The sequence below is a fragment of the Lacrimispora indolis DSM 755 genome (genome assembly GCF_000526995.1).
GTDB lineage: Bacteria > Bacillota > Clostridia > Lachnospirales > Lachnospiraceae > Lacrimispora > Lacrimispora indolis.
The window spans coordinates 2,541,615-2,560,977 of record NZ_AZUI01000001.1 but is presented as its reverse complement, the minus strand read 5'-3'; the positions used below and the strand labels follow the sequence as shown (position 1 = coordinate 2,560,977).

At 42.9% G+C, this 19,363-nt stretch carries 14 protein-coding genes and 1 pseudogene; 3 read left to right on the top strand and 12 right to left on the bottom strand.

Going from position 1 to position 19,363, the window contains the following annotated elements; all coding sequences use genetic code 11:
* Positions 1–454: 454 nt before the first annotated feature.
* The 5 genes from K401_RS0112310 to K401_RS0112285 all read right to left on the bottom strand — a co-directional run bounded on the left by K401_RS0112310 (position 455) and on the right by K401_RS0112285 (position 5,257).
* Entirely contained in the window at positions 455–1,210 is a 756-nt protein-coding gene (locus K401_RS0112310) for a MerR family transcriptional regulator (RefSeq protein ID WP_024293232.1), read from the bottom strand.
* Between the two features lie 72 nt (positions 1,211–1,282).
* Positions 1,283–1,837, bottom strand: coding sequence for a flavin reductase family protein (locus K401_RS0112305; protein WP_024293231.1), 555 nt, complete (start codon positions 1,835–1,837; stop codon positions 1,283–1,285).
* 371 nt (positions 1,838–2,208) lie between these two features.
* Positions 2,209–3,123 (bottom strand): aldo/keto reductase, encoded by a 915-nt coding sequence (locus tag K401_RS0112295; RefSeq protein ID WP_024293230.1) that lies wholly within the window; start codon positions 3,121–3,123, stop codon positions 2,209–2,211.
* A 68-nt stretch (positions 3,124–3,191) separates the two neighbouring features.
* Positions 3,192–4,370: an iron-containing alcohol dehydrogenase gene (locus K401_RS0112290; RefSeq protein WP_024293229.1), complete on the bottom strand. Its 1,179-nt coding sequence runs from the start codon at positions 4,368–4,370 to the stop codon at positions 3,192–3,194.
* A 35-nt stretch (positions 4,371–4,405) separates the two neighbouring features.
* Positions 4,406–5,257, bottom strand: coding sequence for an aldo/keto reductase (locus tag K401_RS0112285; protein WP_024293228.1), 852 nt, complete (start codon positions 5,255–5,257; stop codon positions 4,406–4,408).
* 171 nt (positions 5,258–5,428) lie between these two features.
* On the opposite strand from K401_RS0112285, the gene K401_RS0112280 reads away from it, so the two are divergent.
* From K401_RS0112280 to K401_RS0112270, 3 genes are all read left to right on the top strand, one after another.
* On the top strand, positions 5,429–5,827 hold the full coding sequence (locus tag K401_RS0112280) for a MerR family transcriptional regulator (protein ID WP_024293227.1): 399 nt from the start codon (positions 5,429–5,431) through the stop codon (positions 5,825–5,827).
* Between the two features lie 293 nt (positions 5,828–6,120).
* Entirely contained in the window at positions 6,121–6,270 is a 150-nt protein-coding gene (locus K401_RS33195; protein ID WP_013274485.1) for a hypothetical protein, read from the top strand.
* Positions 6,271–6,297: 27 nt separating this feature from the next.
* Positions 6,298–6,537: a hypothetical protein gene (locus tag K401_RS0112270; protein WP_024293226.1), complete on the top strand. Its 240-nt coding sequence runs from the start codon at positions 6,298–6,300 to the stop codon at positions 6,535–6,537.
* Positions 6,538–6,637: 100 nt separating this feature from the next.
* Here K401_RS0112270 and K401_RS0112265 read toward each other — a convergent pair whose 3' ends face one another.
* From K401_RS0112265 to K401_RS31215, 7 genes and pseudogenes are all read right to left on the bottom strand, one after another.
* Positions 6,638–7,378, bottom strand: coding sequence for an SDR family oxidoreductase (locus K401_RS0112265; RefSeq protein WP_024293225.1), 741 nt, complete (start codon positions 7,376–7,378; stop codon positions 6,638–6,640).
* 154 nt (positions 7,379–7,532) lie between these two features.
* On the bottom strand, positions 7,533–8,471 hold the full coding sequence (locus tag K401_RS0112260; protein ID WP_024293224.1) for a metallophosphoesterase: 939 nt from the start codon (positions 8,469–8,471) through the stop codon (positions 7,533–7,535).
* 262 nt (positions 8,472–8,733) lie between these two features.
* Positions 8,734–11,166 (bottom strand): glycoside hydrolase family 94 protein, encoded by a 2,433-nt coding sequence (locus K401_RS0112255; protein ID WP_024293223.1) that lies wholly within the window; start codon positions 11,164–11,166, stop codon positions 8,734–8,736.
* 20 nt (positions 11,167–11,186) lie between these two features.
* Entirely contained in the window at positions 11,187–17,306 is a 6,120-nt protein-coding gene (locus K401_RS0112250) for a glucoamylase family protein (protein ID WP_166435269.1), read from the bottom strand.
* Between the two features lie 513 nt (positions 17,307–17,819).
* On the bottom strand, positions 17,820–18,638 hold the full coding sequence (locus tag K401_RS0112245; protein WP_024293221.1) for a P-loop NTPase family protein: 819 nt from the start codon (positions 18,636–18,638) through the stop codon (positions 17,820–17,822).
* A gap of 93 nt (positions 18,639–18,731) precedes the next feature.
* Positions 18,732–19,091: a cupin domain-containing protein gene (locus tag K401_RS0112240; RefSeq protein ID WP_024293220.1), complete on the bottom strand. Its 360-nt coding sequence runs from the start codon at positions 19,089–19,091 to the stop codon at positions 18,732–18,734.
* A 111-nt stretch (positions 19,092–19,202) separates the two neighbouring features.
* Positions 19,203–19,349, bottom strand: a pseudogene (locus tag K401_RS31215) (TIGR04076 family protein); the annotation flags it as partial.
* Between the last annotated feature and the right edge of the window lie 14 nt (positions 19,350–19,363).

Genomic DNA, 19,363 nt, shown 5'->3' with positions numbered 1-19,363 from the left:
GTTAAAAAGACTTAGAGAAAAAACGCATAGCCTCAGATAGCTACACTTCACCCGTATCCATGTCTTAATTCGTAAAATAAGCATAACAAAAAAGCCCACCTTTGTGGATGATATAACTGCTTCTTTATTGCCAGCTTATCTTAAACGAACAGAATACATAGAACGAATGCCCTCCTTTATTAACCAAATTTAAGTTATTCTATCATGAGTCATATATGATTGTCAATTTCCAAAAATTAAGGAAAGTCATTCGGATATCCTCACTGACCAGGGGGCAGATCCTCCGCTCCGCTGCTTGATCAGGTTAATATTCAAAAATAGAACCATATCAGGCTAACCTGATCTGATGAGCATGGAATCCCATAAAATACCAGAAAAACCCCTCCCATTAATCCAGAAAAAAGCCCACTTGCTTTTCAGCAAGTGAGCTTTCTATCCTTCGCCTTCTATGAAGTTATTTGCAGTATATTGCTACCGCGTCACGTAAAAATACTGCGCAGCCGGGTGCGATCTTATCGTAATACGCCGTAAAGCGGGAATCGTCCACATACATCTGGGTCACGCCTATATGGGCTTCTTTGCTGTAAGCGTCCCAATAAAAGCACAGCCATTTTTTATGCAGCTCGCAGGCTTTTTGTGCCAGTTCTCCGGCCGGATCGCCTTGCTCAAAGGCTGCTTTTAATGTCCCGTTTAAATCTGACGTCAGTTTTTCCAATTCAGTATACTGTTCTTTGCTCATGTTCAAAACCTTGGCGTTGGAACGGCTGACGCTTTCGTCCCCGTATTTTTCCCTGGCTTCCTCCCCGTATTGACGTTCGTTATCATCCACCAGCTTTTGAAGAAAGCCTTCAAACTTCTCCTGATCACTCATTATCATTTCTCCTTTTTTGGCCTTAATGGTTTTCTCTACATTGGCGACCAGCAGATCCAATTGCTTTCGCCTGGCAAGCAGGGCAGACAAATGGCTTTCCAACGCTGAAAGTCCGTCAAAGTCCTTTGAATCCAGAATATTTCGGATTTCTTCCAGCGATACCCCCAGCTCACGGTAAAAAAGGATTTGCTGCAGCCGATCGATCTCCTTTTGTCCGTAAATCCGATATCCATTGGAACTGACCCTGGCGGGTGTAAGTAATCCTAACTCATCGTAATACCTCAATGTTCTTGTACTGACCCCCGCCAGTTTCGCCAGCTTATTAATGGTGTATTCCATCTTTTCACCTCCTTGCAAAAACCACTATAAACTATTACGCCGCGTGAATGTCAACAGTTTTATAAAAAATTTTCATACGGAACGGCTGCCGCTGCACGATTGAAATATGGAACCCACTCTGTCCCTTAAGTCAAAATACCCGGAGTCCATTAAAATGGTAGGCTTGACCTTTAATGCATCCGGCCTTCCGTTTTCCAAACAGCCTTCCTCTGCATAAGCAGAAACGATTTCACCAAGAAACATTGTAAAATCAAATATAGGAATCGTTTGAATGACCTTACAAAGATAATTGACCGGACATTCCTTTATCATGGGCGCCTTTCCTGCTTCATCATAAAATGACTCAAAAACATTTGATTTATCTGTTTGATTGCCCGTGGCAGTCCCGCAGTAATCCGTTTTTTCTATATCGTCAGAAGAAGGAATGTTTACAGAGAAGTATCCATTTTCTATAACTCCGGCAGTTGTATAATGGGAATTTTTCAACGAAATGTAAAGCACAGGCTTCTGGCTTACAACTCCATAGGCTCCAATTGTGGCATAATTGGGCTTTCCCTTTACAGTAGCACCCGCTAAAACAGCGACATATGGTCCATAAGGGATGTTTGCTATCTTTGTTTTTGTCATGTTTATTCTCCTATCAATCTTTTATATTTGTTGCAGCAATGAAAATTATATAGGAAAATTTTATAAATATATAGACTTTTTCTTTCTTATGGATTACCATATAGATAGAGTGCGCCCCAGGGTGCACTCTTTTTTTGTTATATCCCTTATTTTATGATTATTATGCCCTCAGCGGTCCAGATCCAATTATTGAATGTTCAAACTTTTTATCTCCCAATTTATAAACCTTGCAATGAAGAATCGTAAACTTATATCCGCATAAATAATGCCGCCATTGCTGGCGGCATATGAATAATGGTTTTGTTTTTTGCATCTTAGGGCAGCTTTTTTAACATGCTGGATATCATTTTTAAACAAGCCCATCCATTTTCTTACGGTAAAATGTTTCCTGCGCTGAGGTAAATCTCATACCACTCCTCACGGGTGAGCTTAATATCAGCAGCTCTGACACAATCCTTCAGACGCTCTGAATTCATGGTACCGGTCACAGGCTGCATCTGGGCTGGATGGCGCAGCAGCCACGCCATGGCAATGGTTGTGCCGCTAACCTCATATTTAGCAGAAATCTCATCAATCTTGGCATTGAGTTCCGGGAATTTATCACTTCCCAGGAATACACCCTCAAAAAATCCGAATTGGAAAGGAGACCAGGGCTGAATAGTGATATCATTGATACGGCAGAAGTCTAATACACTGCCGTCCCGGTTTACCGCCTGATCATCAAGCATATTGACATGAATCCCCTGGGAGATCATATTGGCGTTTGTAATACTCAGCTGCAGCTGATTAGCGATAATCGGCTGCTTTACAAACTTTTTCAGCAGCTGTATCTGCATGGGATTTTGGTTGGAAACGCCAAAGTTACGTACTTTTCCTGCGCTTTGCAGGATGTCAAATGCCTCGGCAACCTCCTCCGGCTCCATCAGCGCATCCGGACGATGCAGCAATAACACATCCAGATAATCGGTTTTCAGTCTCTTTAAGCTGCCGTCCACTGCTTCCAAAATATGCTCTTTGGAGAAGTCAAACGCCACACCTGGGCGGATACCGCATTTGGATTGCAGAAACATCTTTTCACGCACAGACGCGTTCATGTGAATTACATCTGCAAATATTTCTTCACACACACCGCCGCCGTATATGTCCGCATGATCAAAAAAATTAGCACCAATATCCAGAGCTGTCTGAACAAAACGCTCTGCTTCAGACTTATCTATTCTATTGATACGCATACATCCCACCGCAACCGTGGGCACCTGTAAATTCCCTAACTTGATTGTTCTCATGATATTGAACCTCCTTAACAGATTTAGTCTGTATACAATAAAAACCGATGTTAATGTTCTGTTTTCTCCTATTGTGCCAGCTTATAAATCTCCAGCACATCCTGCCAATACAGCTTTTTTAAGCCGCCGATGGGGGCTTCATCTTCAAAGGCTGCGCCTGTCGCCTTTTTAGCCATTAATTCAAGCTGGCTTGCATCGATTCCCAGTTCCCCAAGGGTTGCGGGAAGTCCAAGCTTACAGAAAAATTCACGCAGGCGCGTGATGGCTTCCTGGACAATGGCGTCCGGATCGCGGTAGCTTCCCTTTACGCCCATGACATTGACTGCAAACTGCACAAACATGTTGACATTGTCCTTATAAACATACTTCATCCACGCAGGAGTCAGTACGGCCAGACCTGCTCCGTGAGCCACATCGTAGATGGCGCTGAGTTCATGCTCCATTCCATGGCATGCCCAGTCCTGCTGGCGTCCCATGCCCACCAAACCGTTATGAGCAACCGTACCTGCAAAGCCTACCTCACACCAGGCATCGTAGTTTTGGGGATTTTCAAACACAAGAGGAGCGTTCTTTATAATGGTCTTTAATACTGTTTCGCATAAGCCATCCGTTAAGTCAGTATGCGTGGTGTTGGTAAAATAGCGTTCAAAAACATGACTCATCATGTCCGCCACACCGTTGGCGATCTGATTCTTTGGCAGGGTAAAGAACAATTCCGGATTCATGATGCTGAGCAAAGGCCGCAGGTGGGGGCTGCCGTAACCGTATTTCAGCTGTTTTTCTTCATTGGTGATAACCGTATCGCCGCTTGCTTCGCTGCCGGCGGCAGGAATGGTGAGAATCGTGGCTACAGGCAGCGCTTTTTCAATTGCTTTACCCTGTTCATAAATCTCCCAGACGTCACCATCATAATATACACCCATTGCAATAGCCTTTGCAGAATCAATAGCGCTTCCGCCGCCCACGGCCAGAATTAAATCCACCTTTTCTTCTTTACACAAGGCGATTCCTTCATGTACCAGGGAGAGGCGTGGATTGGGCACTACGCCGCCCAGCTCTACAAACGAAAGCCCATTCTCCTTTAATGAGGTGATCACTGTGTCATATAATCCGCTCTTTTTGATGCTGCCTCCGCCGTAATGCAGCAAAACCTTGCTTGCATGAGGTTTTAAAAGCGCACCGATCTGTTTCTCCATTTCTTTTCCAAAAAGTATACGTGCCGGTGAATAAAAGTCAAAATTCAGCATTTGTTTTCATCCTTTCATTTTGTTCGTTTTTTGTTTTACCATGTGATCGTATCAGGATCATGAGAATATCCGCAGCATCCTTTTAAGCCGGCAATCGTCTCCACATCCTCAGGGGAAAGCTGGAAATCAAACACATGGGCATTTTCCCGGATGCGCTCCGGCGTGATGGATTTGGGCAGGGGCAAATATCCCCGTTCCAGGCTCCACCGCACGCAAATCTGAGCAATGGACTTGCCGTACTTCTGTGCCAGTGACTGCATTTGCGGAACTTCAAAAATCCTTCCTACACCAAGAGGGCTGTATGCCTCCAGAAGAATCGAATGATCCCTGCAATAATCCACCACTTCATCCTGTGTATCGCCGGGACAAAGCCTGATCTGATTGACCATGGGCTGTACCTTTGCCGTCTGCATAAGCGTTTCAAGATGATGGGGATGGAAATTGCTGACACCTATGGCGCGGATGAGCCCGGCTTTATGAAGCTCTTCAAAGGCTTTCCATGTTCCGGCATTGGCCTCCTGCCACTGATTGCGGAACTTGATTGGGTTCGGCCAGTGAATCAGATAAAGATCCAGATAATCCATATCCAGGTTTTTAATCGTCTGCTTAAATGCTTTCATGGTATTTTCATATCCATGCATATCATTTTGCAGTTTGCTGGTGATAAAAATATCTTCACGGGCAATCCCGCTCTCCTTTACGGCAATGCCGACGCTTTCCTCATTACCGTAACCTGCGGCGGTATCAATATGGCGATAGCCGCATTTCATTGCTTCTTTTACCGCTGCAACAGCCATATCTCCGTTTTGTACCTGCCATGTGCCGAAGCCAATACAGGGAACCTTCACACCGCCTGAGAGTTCATAACAATCTGTTAATGTTTTCACTATATTCTCCCCCTATTTGCAATTTGACAAACCATTGGTTTGATAGTATATTTGTATCATAAACCTTAACCTTAGCTCTAAGTCAATATAGAAAATTAAAAATTTCTGTAAAATGCAAAGGTCCGGGAAAAATGAAAAACACCCCCAAAATAAGGGGAGGAGGGAATCCAGATGGGTTATACAATCAAGCAGGTATCGGAACGGACAAATCTAAGCGCGCATGTACTGCGTTTTTACGAAAAAGAAGGTCTTTTGTCCCATATTAACAGAAGTAAGAGCGGCATTCGTAATTATTCCGAAGATGATCTGGAATGGCTGGGTTTGATCTGCTGTCTTAAAAATACGGGCATGTCCCTGAAGCAAATTAAAGAGTTTATGGATTTAAGCGCAGAAGGCGGAAAGACTCTGAAACAGCGTTGTGATATATTGATCGAACACAAAAAAAATGTGGAAGATCAAATTCAGGAGATGAACAAACATCTGGAAAAGGTATCCCATAAAATCGACCATTATACAAGACAGTATAAAGAATATAAGTGTAACGAAGCTCATCGTATTGCGAAAGCATGAGAATAATAAGTTCATTTGCGTAAACACAGGTATGATGATTGATTTAATTTTACCTATATAAAAGGTTGCTTGCTAAAACAGGAGCAACTTTTTGTATTTTACACTCTAAAAGTTCCCATATATCCATTCCTATCCGTTTTCACCCATAACTCACCTTCATACATAACAAAGCATGCTCCATTATCATTTACAAAAAGCGATACTGTTTTATACCATAGTCTATACAATTACATTTCTGAATAATATCCCTTTACCTGCAAATAATAACCCTATTAATATTAAGGAGAACAATTATGTCTAAAGATTCACAACTTGATCCAAAATCCATTCGAAAGAAAAAAGCCAATGGCGGTCCCACCATGGCTGAGAGCGCATTAGACGGAGAAAGCCGAAATACCAAGAAGCAGTCCGGCAGCCGCCACAAACCCGGCAACGATAAATAACAACTTTTTATGCAAAGGAGCGATTATATGAATCGTGATGAGCTCATAAACCAAGTTAAAAACGAATATGCACGAATAGCCTCTTCTGAATCCCAGCAGCATTTTCATCAGACCACAACCGAAATAACACCTGAGGCGTATTATGAAAACCTGTTAAGCAAAGCTATCAGCGAAATCAACAGAGGAACCTTTGACAATTTCAAATCGGGAGAGGAAATAGTGACCGCTATTGCAAATGACAAATCCTGGCTTTCCGATTGGAAGTAATTTTGACCCCAGATTTATGACCTTTATCCCAGACCCCTAATGAAAACCGCAGTCCTTTTTACAAGGGAATGCGGTTTTCATCCAATTTCAGACCCAATTTTCAGTCAACATTATAATTCCAGTTCCAATCACCATGATAAATCATCCGCTTATTCATTCCTCCATCCACGGTAATGGTCTCCCCTGTAATAAAATCCTGTTTACATAAAAACAGCACCATATCCGAAATATCCTTTGGATTTCCTACTTTTCCCGCCGGGATCGCAGAACAGTCCTCACGGCTGAATTCCTGCTGCCCGGTTACATTGATCCAGCCTGGTGCAATGCAGTTAACAAGGACATCCGGCCCCAAAGATATGGCCAGAGCATGTGTCAATGCAACAATTCCGCCTTTTGCACTTGCATATGCCTCTGTATCAGGCTCTGACTGAAATGCACGTGAAGAAGCAATATTAATAATTCTTCCTTTATTTTTGATTAATTCATCTTTACATAAACGGCTTAATTCAAATGGAGCCTTTAATCCGATTGATAATGTATAATCATATTCTTCATAGGATAAACCTGACAAAATACCTTTATTTCCACGGCAGGCATTGTTGACCAGGACATCAATCCGCTTAAGCTTTTCCATAGAAAATTCAATAAATCTTTTTAATGTCAGCGGGTCTGCAACATCTCCGCAAAAGTAAATCAAATTTGGATTCCCTTCTGCAAAATCAGCGGATTTCCTTTCATCTATATCAATAAAGCATACCTGATCACCGGCCTCCATGAAATCCAGACATATTTGTCTGCCTATGCCATGTGCGCCTCCGGTAACAACAATCCCTCTATTCATGACAGCCTCCTCAGTTTTATAATATCATATTGAATATAAAGACAATATAACATTAAATCCATCATTCATGTCAAGGTTTTCTTTTGTTTCGATTTATTTTAAAGAATTTAACCCGGAGCAGAAACAATGCACTTTATCCGCTGCTGAATGCTTCTTAATCATCATCATCACAACTTATACATTGGGCAGAATATGGATTGTTTTTATAATCATACTTTTCAATTGGTACCGGCCCCCTGACTACTGTCCTGTGAACGCGCAATTCTCCGTTTTCTCCGGCAGCAATTCTCCAGTCGACCATCTGTATCTTGCCATCAACAATTTCAATCCCGGAAAGACCACGGGTCCGTATACAACAGCCTGTATTAAAGTATGGAAGGTCATCTGCTTTCGGAAATTTAGGCCTGTGAGTATGTCCGCAGATAAGCATCATTTTATGTTTTTCTATCCACCGGCAATAAACCTTCTCCACTTTATGTCTTTTATATAAATTACGAGCCGGGCTGGTGGGATTATCAAATCCAACAATATGAAAATACCTCCAAAAATACCGAAGTAATAACATGGAAAAAAACCACAACTGATCATTCATAAAATCACCCTGATGACCGTGCAGCACCAAAATTTTCTGATTCGTTTTTTTATGCTTAAGAATTACAGCCTCCTTTGGCTTCAGCCCCCTGAATAAATCCACGCGTATTTGATTGTATTCATCATAATATTCATAATAATTTTCTTTGATAAACCGCTTTGATTTTAAATAAATATTATGATTGCCGTATAACATAATAAATCGGCCCGCATCATAGAACTTTTTTATTACGGTAAAAACATCGCTGTGCGCCAAACGGATCACACTAAAATTCTTATATTCCCAAAGCTCATCTCCATCCCCAACTTCAATATATTCATATCCTTCTTTATAATAATAATTTAATGCATGTAAAAAAACATTCTGATTCCTTGTGAATTCATCTGAGACGCTGTCATCCCCCCTGTGGACATCGCTAAAAAATATAATTTTTGAACTGTCATCAAAATGTACAGTATCAGCATTTTGATAAGCACTTGTCAACCGTCTGTCAGTCTTCATGTTACCTCCATTAATGTCAAATTTATATAATCATAAAAGACAGAGTCAAAACTTTAATAATCATCCGTCTTTAAAATGTTGCAGGCAATATTCATTCAAGGCATAAACAAGTTGCAGAAAAACTTGTCTATGCCCTTTTATGATCGGTTCAAATTAAGGCAGACTTGACGGAAGGCCGGCAATAAATTCTTGATCCATGGGGACTTTGAGCCTGTTTCATAACAGTTCTATTCCAGAGCAAAAACAACAGCAATGCAATGAGCTAAACAATAATCCGATGGGTTTTTCCGTCATCCTCCAGCATAACCCTGTTCCCCTGAACAAGCCTGCCATCCACAGTGACCGATTCTGTTGTCAGCATTCCCTTGCTTCTGCTTTCCACCCTGATCTCATAGAGAGATTTCCCGAACTTATATTCAACGGAAAAGTCCCCGAAGCTTGCAGGTGTCGCCGGATCAATGATCAGCTCATTCCCCTCTTTCCTGATACCCAGAAACCAGTTTAACAGCCCCTGATACATCCAGCCTCCGGAACCGGTATACCAGCTCCAGCCGCCTCTTCCTGTATAAGGAGGACTAAGGGATATATCTGCCGTCATCACATAGGGCTCTTTTTCGTACCTGAGCACATCCTTCCTGTTTTGTGTCACGTGAATCGGGTTAAGTATGGTGAACAGGGTTTGCGCCATGGGATAGTCATGAAGCATGGAGGAAGCAATGGCCAGCCAGGCCGCCGCATGGGTATACTGGCCTCCGTTTTCCCGTATGCCGGGAATATAATTTTTGATATAACCGGGGTTTTTACTTGTCTTATTAAAAGGCGGCGCCAAAAGCAGGGAAATGGCATCCTGCTCCCTTACCAGATAGTGATAGGCAGACTGCATTGCTGTTTTCGCCCGTTCCTCTTTTGCCCCCTTTGATATCACGCTCCAGGACTGGCTGATGGAATCGATCCGGCACTCATCGTTTTCCTTTGAGCCCAGCTTTGAGCCGTCGTCGTAAAAGGCCCGAAGATACCACTCTCCATCCCATGCGTGTTCTTCAATGCTTTGAAGCAGGGTTTCCCGTTTCTGTTTCAGTTCCAGGCCGTAAGCCTCATCTCCCTCCTGATCGCACAAAGGGATGAAGTCACCCAATACAGTATACAAAAACCAGGCCAGCCAGACACTTTCTCCCTTGCCCATGATTCCCACCTCATTCATACCGTCATTCCAGTCGCCTCCTCCCATGAGAGGAAGTCCATGCTCACCAAAACAGGTCCGGTCAATGGTCTTTTTACAATGTTCATAAACACTGTCAAAATGCTCCGATACTTCCGGAGTAAACATGACATCATGCTGATCCTCTTTAAGCACCGGCCCCTTAATGTAAGGCACCTTTTCCTTTAAAATTGTGGTATCTCCGGTGCTTTTCACATAGGCAGCGGTGCAATAAGGCAGCCACAGCAAATCATCGGTGATTTTCGTTCTCACACCGATCCCCATGGGAGGATGCCACCAGTGCTGGACATCCCCTTCTTCAAACTGCCTGCTGCAGGCAATTAAAATTTGCCTGCGCAGGATACTTGAATCCGTAAAAAGAAGGGAAAGGGTATCCTGAAGCTGGTCCCGGTATCCGTAAGCTCCTCCGCACTGATAAAAGGCAGCTCTTGCCTGAATGCGGCAGGATACCGTCTGATAGAGCAGCCAGCCGTTGACCAGAATATCCACCGCCCTGTCCTTGGTTTTCACCTGAATTGTCCCTAATAATCCGTCCCAATAGGATTTCACCCTGTCAAGCTCCTTTTGAGCAGCAGCAGCCTCCCTGTATTTGTCTCTGATTTTGTATATTTCTTCAAGGCTGGTGCTCTGCCCCAGCCCGAACAATATTGTCCTGGTCTCTTCCGGCTGTATTGCAACGGATACCTGAATTGCTCCGCAGGAATCATAGCATACACCTGTATTACAGGATAGCTTAACTTCCGCTCCGTGAGGTTCCCGGATGCTGCCCTTCTGCCCCAAAAATTCCTGTCTGTCGCCGGTATAACCGACAATGGTTTCACTGGAAAACAGGTAGGAATAGGTGTTTTGAAAGTTCATGGTATAAATGTTTTTTGCATATAAACATTCATGCTCATTGTTATAGGTGGTGAGAATATAGGGATTGGTCTGCTCTCTCTGGGTGCCCAGAACCCATTCCACATAATAGGTCAGGCTTAAATATTTCACTTTATCCGAGCGGTTGGTCAGTTGAAGGCTCCATAGCTTTAAGGACTCATCCAAAGGGGTAAAGACAGTCAGCTCCTGGTCCACCATATCTTCCTCATGAAGAAACCTGCTGTATCCAAACCCATGCCTTACCCGGTAAATCCCCTTGTCAGATCTTCCAAGGGACATAGGCGTCATCACCTCACCGGTTATTTCATCCAGAATATAGATTGCCTCGGAAGCTCTGTCACTTACAGGGTCATTAGACCAGGGCGTAAGCTTATTTTCCCTGCTGTTGATACTCCAGGTAAAGCCTGCACCCGACTCCGATATCTGGAATCCAAAGCTCTTATTTGAAACAACATTGATCCAGGGCGCCGGCGGTCTGTTATCACCCTCCAGCAGAATTTCATATTCCCTGCCCCCACAGGCAAATGCCCCGAAGCCGTTAAAAAATTCGTAATTCTCTGTTTCTTTCTCCTGTGTTGTTGGTGCATATGCTGTGTCCAAAGCTCTTTCCTCCTTAAAGCCTAATATTCTTCAAGTAATTCATACAGATTTTCTTTTCCATTGGTAAAATAAATCCCCGATTTCTCTGAGAATACAACCCGTGCTACCGTATACAGCAGATCAATCTCCGCCGGCTTCATATCATAGGTGTGCAGTGTAAAAAAGCTTGGCTTTTCCCTTCCCGAATCATAAATCCGCAGAGAGCTTGTCATATCCCTGATCAATTCATCCACTTCCTGAAGGTAGCCATGTTTGGAATCGATCAGGATAATTAAATCCACCATAACACGGTTGATCCTTAAATATTCGTAAGCCTTTAATACATCCTTTACGATTCTTTCCTCTTTTATGGACCGAACCATTAAAAGCATGATAGGATTATCCCCGGACACGCCGAATTTCCATAAAAAGCTTTGATTCATAAAGTTCCGCCTTATATTTTCATCCGGCCCTCTGTAAATGCCCGCAGGGTAGAAGACCGGGCTGATTAAATCCTGAAAGGCGTTCAGCTGGGTCCTGTTAATCTCCAGATATTTTAACTCCAGATTGGTTTGAAGCCTGAATTTCTCCAGGATATCATCGATCCGGTAAGTTACTTTCAGTTCCTCAGCGATTTTTATTGCTTCCTCTTTACTGCCGCACACACCGGTAATGAAAGAAATGCAGGCAGTTTCACCTGCTCCTATATAAAACTGTGCCCTCAGGCTCATAATCGGATCATTACAAAAGCCTGAATGATTGAAAAAGGCAATGCTGTTCATCACCGTGTCCGGATTCTCCAGGGTATTGTTTCTTCCGATAAAATGCTTTCTGTCATTTTCGTATTCCAGTTTTTTGCACAGCTTCACCCCAGTTCTTACCATATGCATCACATAAGAATTATCATCCTCCTTCTTCCGCCGCCTTTTGGCGAGGAAGATCTCCTGCTCTTTCACAAACTCACTTTCCAGAAAGAGCTTATTAAATGCAGGATGGCTGATCTCTGCCAGATGGGTGTCATCCACCACCTCCAGATAGCTGGTCACTTCCAGCTGTTTTTCCTCATTCCCATGATTGGTGAATATAACCTTGCGCACCTCAAAGTTATGGTCTGCATCCAGGCTGACGATCATGTGCGATGAAATATCCCCGTCCCTGCGTTTAAATTCCGCCTGGTGAGGGCTGAAAATCACCTGGTACTCCTCTGGCTCTGTTTTTGTAGGATGATAAGCAGCGCTCCAAACCTTCCCCTGCTTCATGTCCTTGATATAGATATAATTACCGGTATTCGCATAAATATCCGACCGCCACCGGTAAAGCATACGGTCCTCATATTTGCTGAAGCCATCCCCATCGGCCGTTACCATCAGCGAGTATTTGCCGTTTGATAAATAATTCACAACCGGTGGATTCATGCCTGTACTGTTGATATACCGGTTACTGTAAATGTCCTCTTTAAAAAGAGGCTTTCCAATCTTTATTGTATATCCCTGCTTTGCAATGGAGATCAAATAGGACTGGCGTTTTTCTTCCAGCAGGACTTCCGAGGCCTTTATCATCATCTCCCCATGGAACCGCTCCCGAAGGATTCCCTCATTCATATGATTGTTGATGGCTGCCAGAATCATCCCCTGATGATGGGCCATATAGGATTTTACAATGCAATACGGGGTCAGCTCCAAAGAATTGGGCACGTTAAAATCAACGGACTCATAGAAGCCGTAATTGCCGTAAGCGCCTAATTTTTTCAGCCTTTTTAAATTGCTCATGCTTTCCTCTTCTGCAACATCCAGAGCCAGCATTGTTGCATAGGGAGCAACCACAAGGGAATTCTTACGGACCGGCTGGAGTCTTATCTTTGGAACGCCAAAGGCTTTGTATTGGTAATTTGAGTTTAAATCAAAACGGTAATACTGGGATTCCGATATGCCCCAGGGTATTTCCGCCTCCTTTGCATACTTGATGTGCTGGAGCACCGCTGCCCTGGAAGTCTCCGAGTAGACAGAGCCTTCATATTCTTTAAATACAAGATTCGGCATCAGATATTCAAACATGGTTCCGCTCCAGGATACAAAACATGGAATTCCCTTAACAATGGTAAGAGGTCTTCCCAGCTTATACCAATGCTTTAACGGCACTTCTCCCATGGCTATGGCAAGAAGACTTGTCAGTGCCGATTCCGATGCCATTAAATCATAACAGCCGTCATCCAGGGTGTGGGAGGATACATGATATCCAATATGAAACAGCATTCTTTTTTCGTTAAACAGGAAACGGAAATCTACATTTTCTAAAATGCAGTCTATTTTACTGCTGATTGTTTTGATCCTGTCAATCATGCTGTCTGCAGATTTGTTTTCCTCCGATGCAATACGGCTGAGGACCGGATAAGAAGAGATCTTCTCTTCCTTGAGCTTTAAAGCCGCAGCCTCATTTACAATGGTGTCTATGAGAGCCATCAGCTGTCTGGTCCATGGATAGTCTCCAGGCGGCTTAAGCTCCATTCCATTTAAGTTTTCCCAGATATCCGCAAGATCTTCTACCAGCTGCCCGATCCTTTGATACCCGGTCTTAAGCTTATTTAGGGCAGGATTGCCTGTTCTCCTCTGTATTTCCTTATTGCTGTTCTCAATTGCGATTCTAAGTTCAGAAAGAAAATTGTCCGGATAAACCGGCTTGTTGATCTGATCTAAAAGGCCGTTTTTTAAAGTAACTAAATGCCCCAGGAAATTGCCGCTGTCCACGGTTGATATATAGGCAGGGTTCAGCACCTCCAGGGTTTTAATGTGATACCAGTTATAAAGATGCCCGTTCCATTTGGGCATTTTCTGAACTGTTTCCATCAGGTTTTCCACGGCTTCAACCGTAGAGCTGAGAGTCTCCAATCCAAGATCCCTGGCTGAAAGAATTGCCAGAAACTGAAGTCCCATATTGGTGGGCGAGGTTTTATCGCTGACTTTCTCAACCACTGAAATCTGATAATTATCCGGACAAAGCCAGTTATTTTCCTTTGTGGAGAGCTCCTTAAAAAACTGCCAGGTTCTGCGTGCAGTATCCAGAAGCAGCTCATTATCCTGAGTCTTATCTCTTAAATGAAGCTTCTCCTCCGGCTGGCTGATCCGGTATGCAATTTCAAAGGAAAAAAACCAGTCAGCAATTACCATTGCCGTCAGAATCACTCCTGCCAGGTTCAAATACCCCATGAATAAAATAATCCCAAGCACGAATGCCGGAAGAAGAGAACTCCACATGGTAAGAAAATATCCTCTTCTTGTATTGACAATGGATGCATCCACTGACTCCGCCGTATTCCAGCGAAGCAGATTTTTTTTGCTGACAAAGATCCGGTACAGGGTTCTGACAATCGCATCGGCTGCTACATAAGCACGGTAAGGAGTGATTGTAAACTCCAGAAATGCCCTGTAAATCATCGCAGCAAGCTCCTTTAAGAAGCCTTTATAAACAAGGGCAAGCTTGGGCCGGAACAGTTTCTGGGTAATTACCGCCAGCAATAGGATCACAAGGCTGAACATATCATTAAAGAAAACAAGGAGTAACCAAAGATTATATGCTTTTGGCATCCATGCCAGATTCAGCAATACAAACAGAGTTTTGCTTAAAGGAACCAGGCTTCTTCTTAAATTGTCAAAGATTTTCCATCTTGATAATGCACAAAGGCTTTTCCCATCCCTGGTTTTCTTCATAAACAGCCAGGGCAGCAGCTGCCAGTCCCCTCGCAGCCACCGGTGTTCTCTTTTGGTAAAGGACAACACACTGCTGGGAAAGTTGTCCATGATCTTGACTGTGCTGGAAAAAGCCGTCCGCGCATAGCAGCTCTCAAAAAGGTCATGGCTGAGAATCCGGTTTTCCGGCACCTTATTCTGAAGCACCTTGTGGAAGGCCTTCAAATCATAAATACCCTTCCCTGTATAAATTCCTTTGTTGAAAATATCCTGATAAATATCTGATATTACGGTTCCATAATGGGCAAGGCCTGATTCTCCTCCAAAAATTTTCGTAAACCTGCTGCCGGTCTTATCCGCAATATGGTTTCTCACCGAGGGCTGTATGATGACATATCCCTCCTCCACCCTTTGGCCTGCCGGATCCAGAACCGGTTTGTTTAAAGGATGATCAATCAGCCCCACCAGTTTCGAGGCATTGTCACGGAGCAGATTTGTATCCGCATCCAGTGTAATCACATATTGGAAGGTGGTAAGAAGCCTTTCGTCACAGTAAATAGAGGAAAAGGTGGTATCCTCCTTTCCCGCTCCATTTAAAAGACTGTTAAATTCCTCCAGCTTTCCTCTCTTACGCTCCCATCCCATATAGCAGTTCTCCGCCTTATTCCATTTGCGGCAGCGGAAGAACAGGGAAAAACGCTGCTCCTCCGACGGATAGAGCTCATTCAATTCCTTCATTCGCTGGACAAGGGCGTTTTCGATCACCTGGTCCTTTGCCATGAGCTGGTCCGGCGAATCCTCAAAATCAAGGAGCAATGCAAAAAAAAGGTTTGGCTGCCGGTTTGCCAGATAATGCTTTTGAAGGCGTTCCATGTATCCCAGGCCTTGTTCCTTAGAGGAGACGATAACCGGCATGATCACAAAGGTTCTTGCTTCCTTTGGTATTTCCTGTAAATAGTTCAGGGAAGGAATCTTCCTGACCACAATTCTTCTGGTAAATATAAAATTCGTAATTTCAATGGCAACACCGATCAGCAGCGGCAATGCGGCCAAAAGGATTATCACATACCGGCTGACAGCCTGCAGCCCGCCAAGGGTCCGGAACGCATAAGCCAAACATGCACTCAGCCCCAAAACAATGAGGAACAGGGTAAAGAAATAAAGGAGGCCATTTACGTTCACCCGTTTCTTAATATGTTCAGGGACCGGCTTCCCCAATGCTTTTGCTTTCAGGACCGGATACCCCTTACCTAAAAGGTAGGTTCCCACATGATGGGAACAATGGAGATCCTCTCTTCCCTGAACCGCCAGTTCCAGGCAGTCCTTTGCTATCTTTTCCTCCAGCAGCCGGTAGCGGAGCGACAATTTAACAATGATCCCGCGGTACATGCCCCTGGATTCCATATCCATCTTGGAATAAACGTCATCCGGATCCTGTGACAAAATCTGCTCAAGACAAGAATATTCCTCAAAAAAGGTTTCCTCGTCCACCTCATTGATATCTCTTAAGCTGACAATTAAAGTCCGTATATTTGTCTCAAGAAATGATTCAATCCTTCCTTCCTCCATGAATATGCCGGAGGTTTTTACCTGTCTTTCCACGGAAGAAAAATGATGTTCCAGATATCTTTGAGTGGAAGCCTCATCAAATGACATATTTTTCAGCAGGTATATGACGTGGGCATGGAACGAGTAGTTCAGCCTTAAGCTATCCTCTATTTTGCAAAGCAGTGCCGATATATCAGCCGGCCCCTGTTTATCAGCCAGCTTATCCCGGAGAAACTTTTCTGCTCTTGACTTCACATCAATCATACGTAGGATCTCTTCTGCGATCACAATAATTTCTTCAAGGAGGCAAAAACCCAGCACTTCCGGTAAAACCCAGATTTCCTTATCCGTAAGGGGTATCTTCTGCTGATAGGCATTCAGCATTATGGAAATATTTTCTTCGCTTAAGTGTCCGCCGGAGAGAGACACCATCTTTTTTGCTACAACATAAATACGGGGAAAGTTACGGTATTCCTTTCCCTTCAGTACCGGCAATACAGCATAGCTGGTTCCCGAGGTACGCACTCTCTTAATTTCCCGGTACAGCATCTGGAAATTATCAAAGAGCCAGCGCGCTGCCGGAATCAGGGAAATGATATCCGTAGATGCAGCGGAGATGCTGTCTCTTATTTTATTCAGTTTTTTATAGGCAGCCTGATTATAATCATTAAGGACAAAGCTGCGTCCCACCAGTCTGACCTGGCTGTGGCCTTCTGCCAGATCAAGCATTTGCTTCTCCCACTCGCTGGGCCCCGGTTTATTATCTTCTTCCTGGAAACAGGCCGGAAAACGCGCCTTCTTATTAAAGTGATACAGCCGGTAATACTGGATAAACAGTGCAGAACAAATCAATACCGCCAGTATCAATAAAATGTACAGCAAAAACGGAGAATTTATATAAAAATTAATTTTTTCCAACAAGCTTTCCAATTGAAGCTCCTCCTTATTTAAGAAATCCCTCATACATGCCAACATCCTTTTACAGATAGTTTGTCTGTTTTTCCGTAAAAAATAGCGCAATATTATATTGTAGCACTTTTTACGTTTTTTTATTAATTTCCTGTCAGATTTATAAAATTTATATGAACTTTGTGTTTCTGCGGGCAATTGAGTTTTTGAGATTTATTATGGTCAGGAGTTACGGAATATATATGTGATTTTAATAAAACGACGGTTAGAAAGTCAGATTGCAGGAAATGTGGATCATTGAGAAATGGCGGGCATTTGAACATGACGATCCTATGAAGGTGATAATCATTGGAAATTGATAATTATCATGCACAGATAGCAGAAAGAGCATCCCTATCCAATGAGGGATGCCCTTTGAACCGGCGACAAACAGGCTGCCGGAAGCAGCAATTGTTCTGACAGCAAAGTTATCAGCCAATTAATTCCTTATCGTTCATGAGCTGTTCTCTTTTGTTATCCAAAATCCCAACTCCTTTACAGTGTTTTCGAACGAGTGATATCATTCCCTATCCCTTTTACAACACCCCCAATATCATAAGCTTTAGAAGGCAAAATAATAGAATGCTCTCCCAGTATTTCTTTCATTATTCTCAATTCTAAATCCCTACGTCTCCTAAAATGAGCAATCATGTGAGACATATCCACAAACTCACATTTCTTTCCATAGGGTGAAGCATTTAAATATTTCATCATGAGGGGAAACCACATCTCCACACCATTTTCATCGGCCCGTTCTTTTTTGATCCTTAGAACATCGCCTTCGATATTATCAGAACAGAGATAGAGCAATTTAAAACTTTTTTGCTTGATAACTGTAAATAGTTCTCTGTAAAAATCAAGAATTTCTTCTTCTGATTTACAATAATACAGCATCAACTCCTCAATTATGTTTTGAAAGAATGAACATTCAAACAGATTGCCTGTACCATGAAAGTTTTCTAAGCGGCTAAAAATCACATTTTTAAATTCATCAAAGGAACGCCTTCCGCCATATATTTCATACTGCTCCATATATTGATGAAACCCCTTTACATCAGTAATGATCCGCGTATACGCCGTGATAAAGTGACTTTCTTCTTTTACCGTATACTTTTCTATTTCTGGTGCCAGATCAGGAAATGCCGCAAGAGCCTGTTGATATTCTTCCTCTGTCATGTAACTGCACCATGACAGTTCTACCGGCGAAATATCTCCTTCCAGATACATGTGATATCCATTTAGTTTCTCATGTAGTGATCTCATTAATGTGGTTTTGCCAGAACCCTGCATTCCCTCTATAAATATATTTGTCATCTGATTCTCCAGTTCTGCCGGCTTTATGTATGCATTTTTCCTCAGCAGCCTATTGCTCTTCCATTACCGAAATTCTTTTAAACATGCGGTCAGTTATATCTTTTCTAAAACTTCCACAGTTCTTTCGTTTTTAATATTTCCAGTATTCAATGTTGTCTTGGGTTCAAGGAGCATTACATGGACTTCCTCCTCAGCAACAGGCATGTGTTCAATTCCCCTTGGAATAATAAAAAATTCCCCTTCGTTTAGAATAATATCTTCTGTGCGCAGCTTAATCAACAATCTTCCCCTGATAACCATGAACATTTCATCTTCATTCTCATGCATATGCCATACAAATTCGCCTTTCAGCTTTGCCAGCTTTACATAGGATTCATTGATATCACCAACGATTTTGGGACTCCAGTATTCACTAAACGCATTCAGCTTTTCATTGATATTAACTTTTTCCATTCTGTTTACCTCCAGGTTTCGCATTAATAATCCTTTTCCCGCCATTTAAAACAACTTATTCCAGCCTTCCAAAAACAAAAAACCATTATTATTTATAAATTTTCTTCCTGTTTAGCGATTAACAGGCTCATATTCTATATGTGACTTCTCCTCCATGGCTTCCAGCTTAAATATAACTGGCCTTAATCCATCATTGCAGCTGCAAATCGCAACACCCGGTTCACGAATCCAACCGCCGTAATAAAATACATCGTTCCCTCTTTCCCATTCCC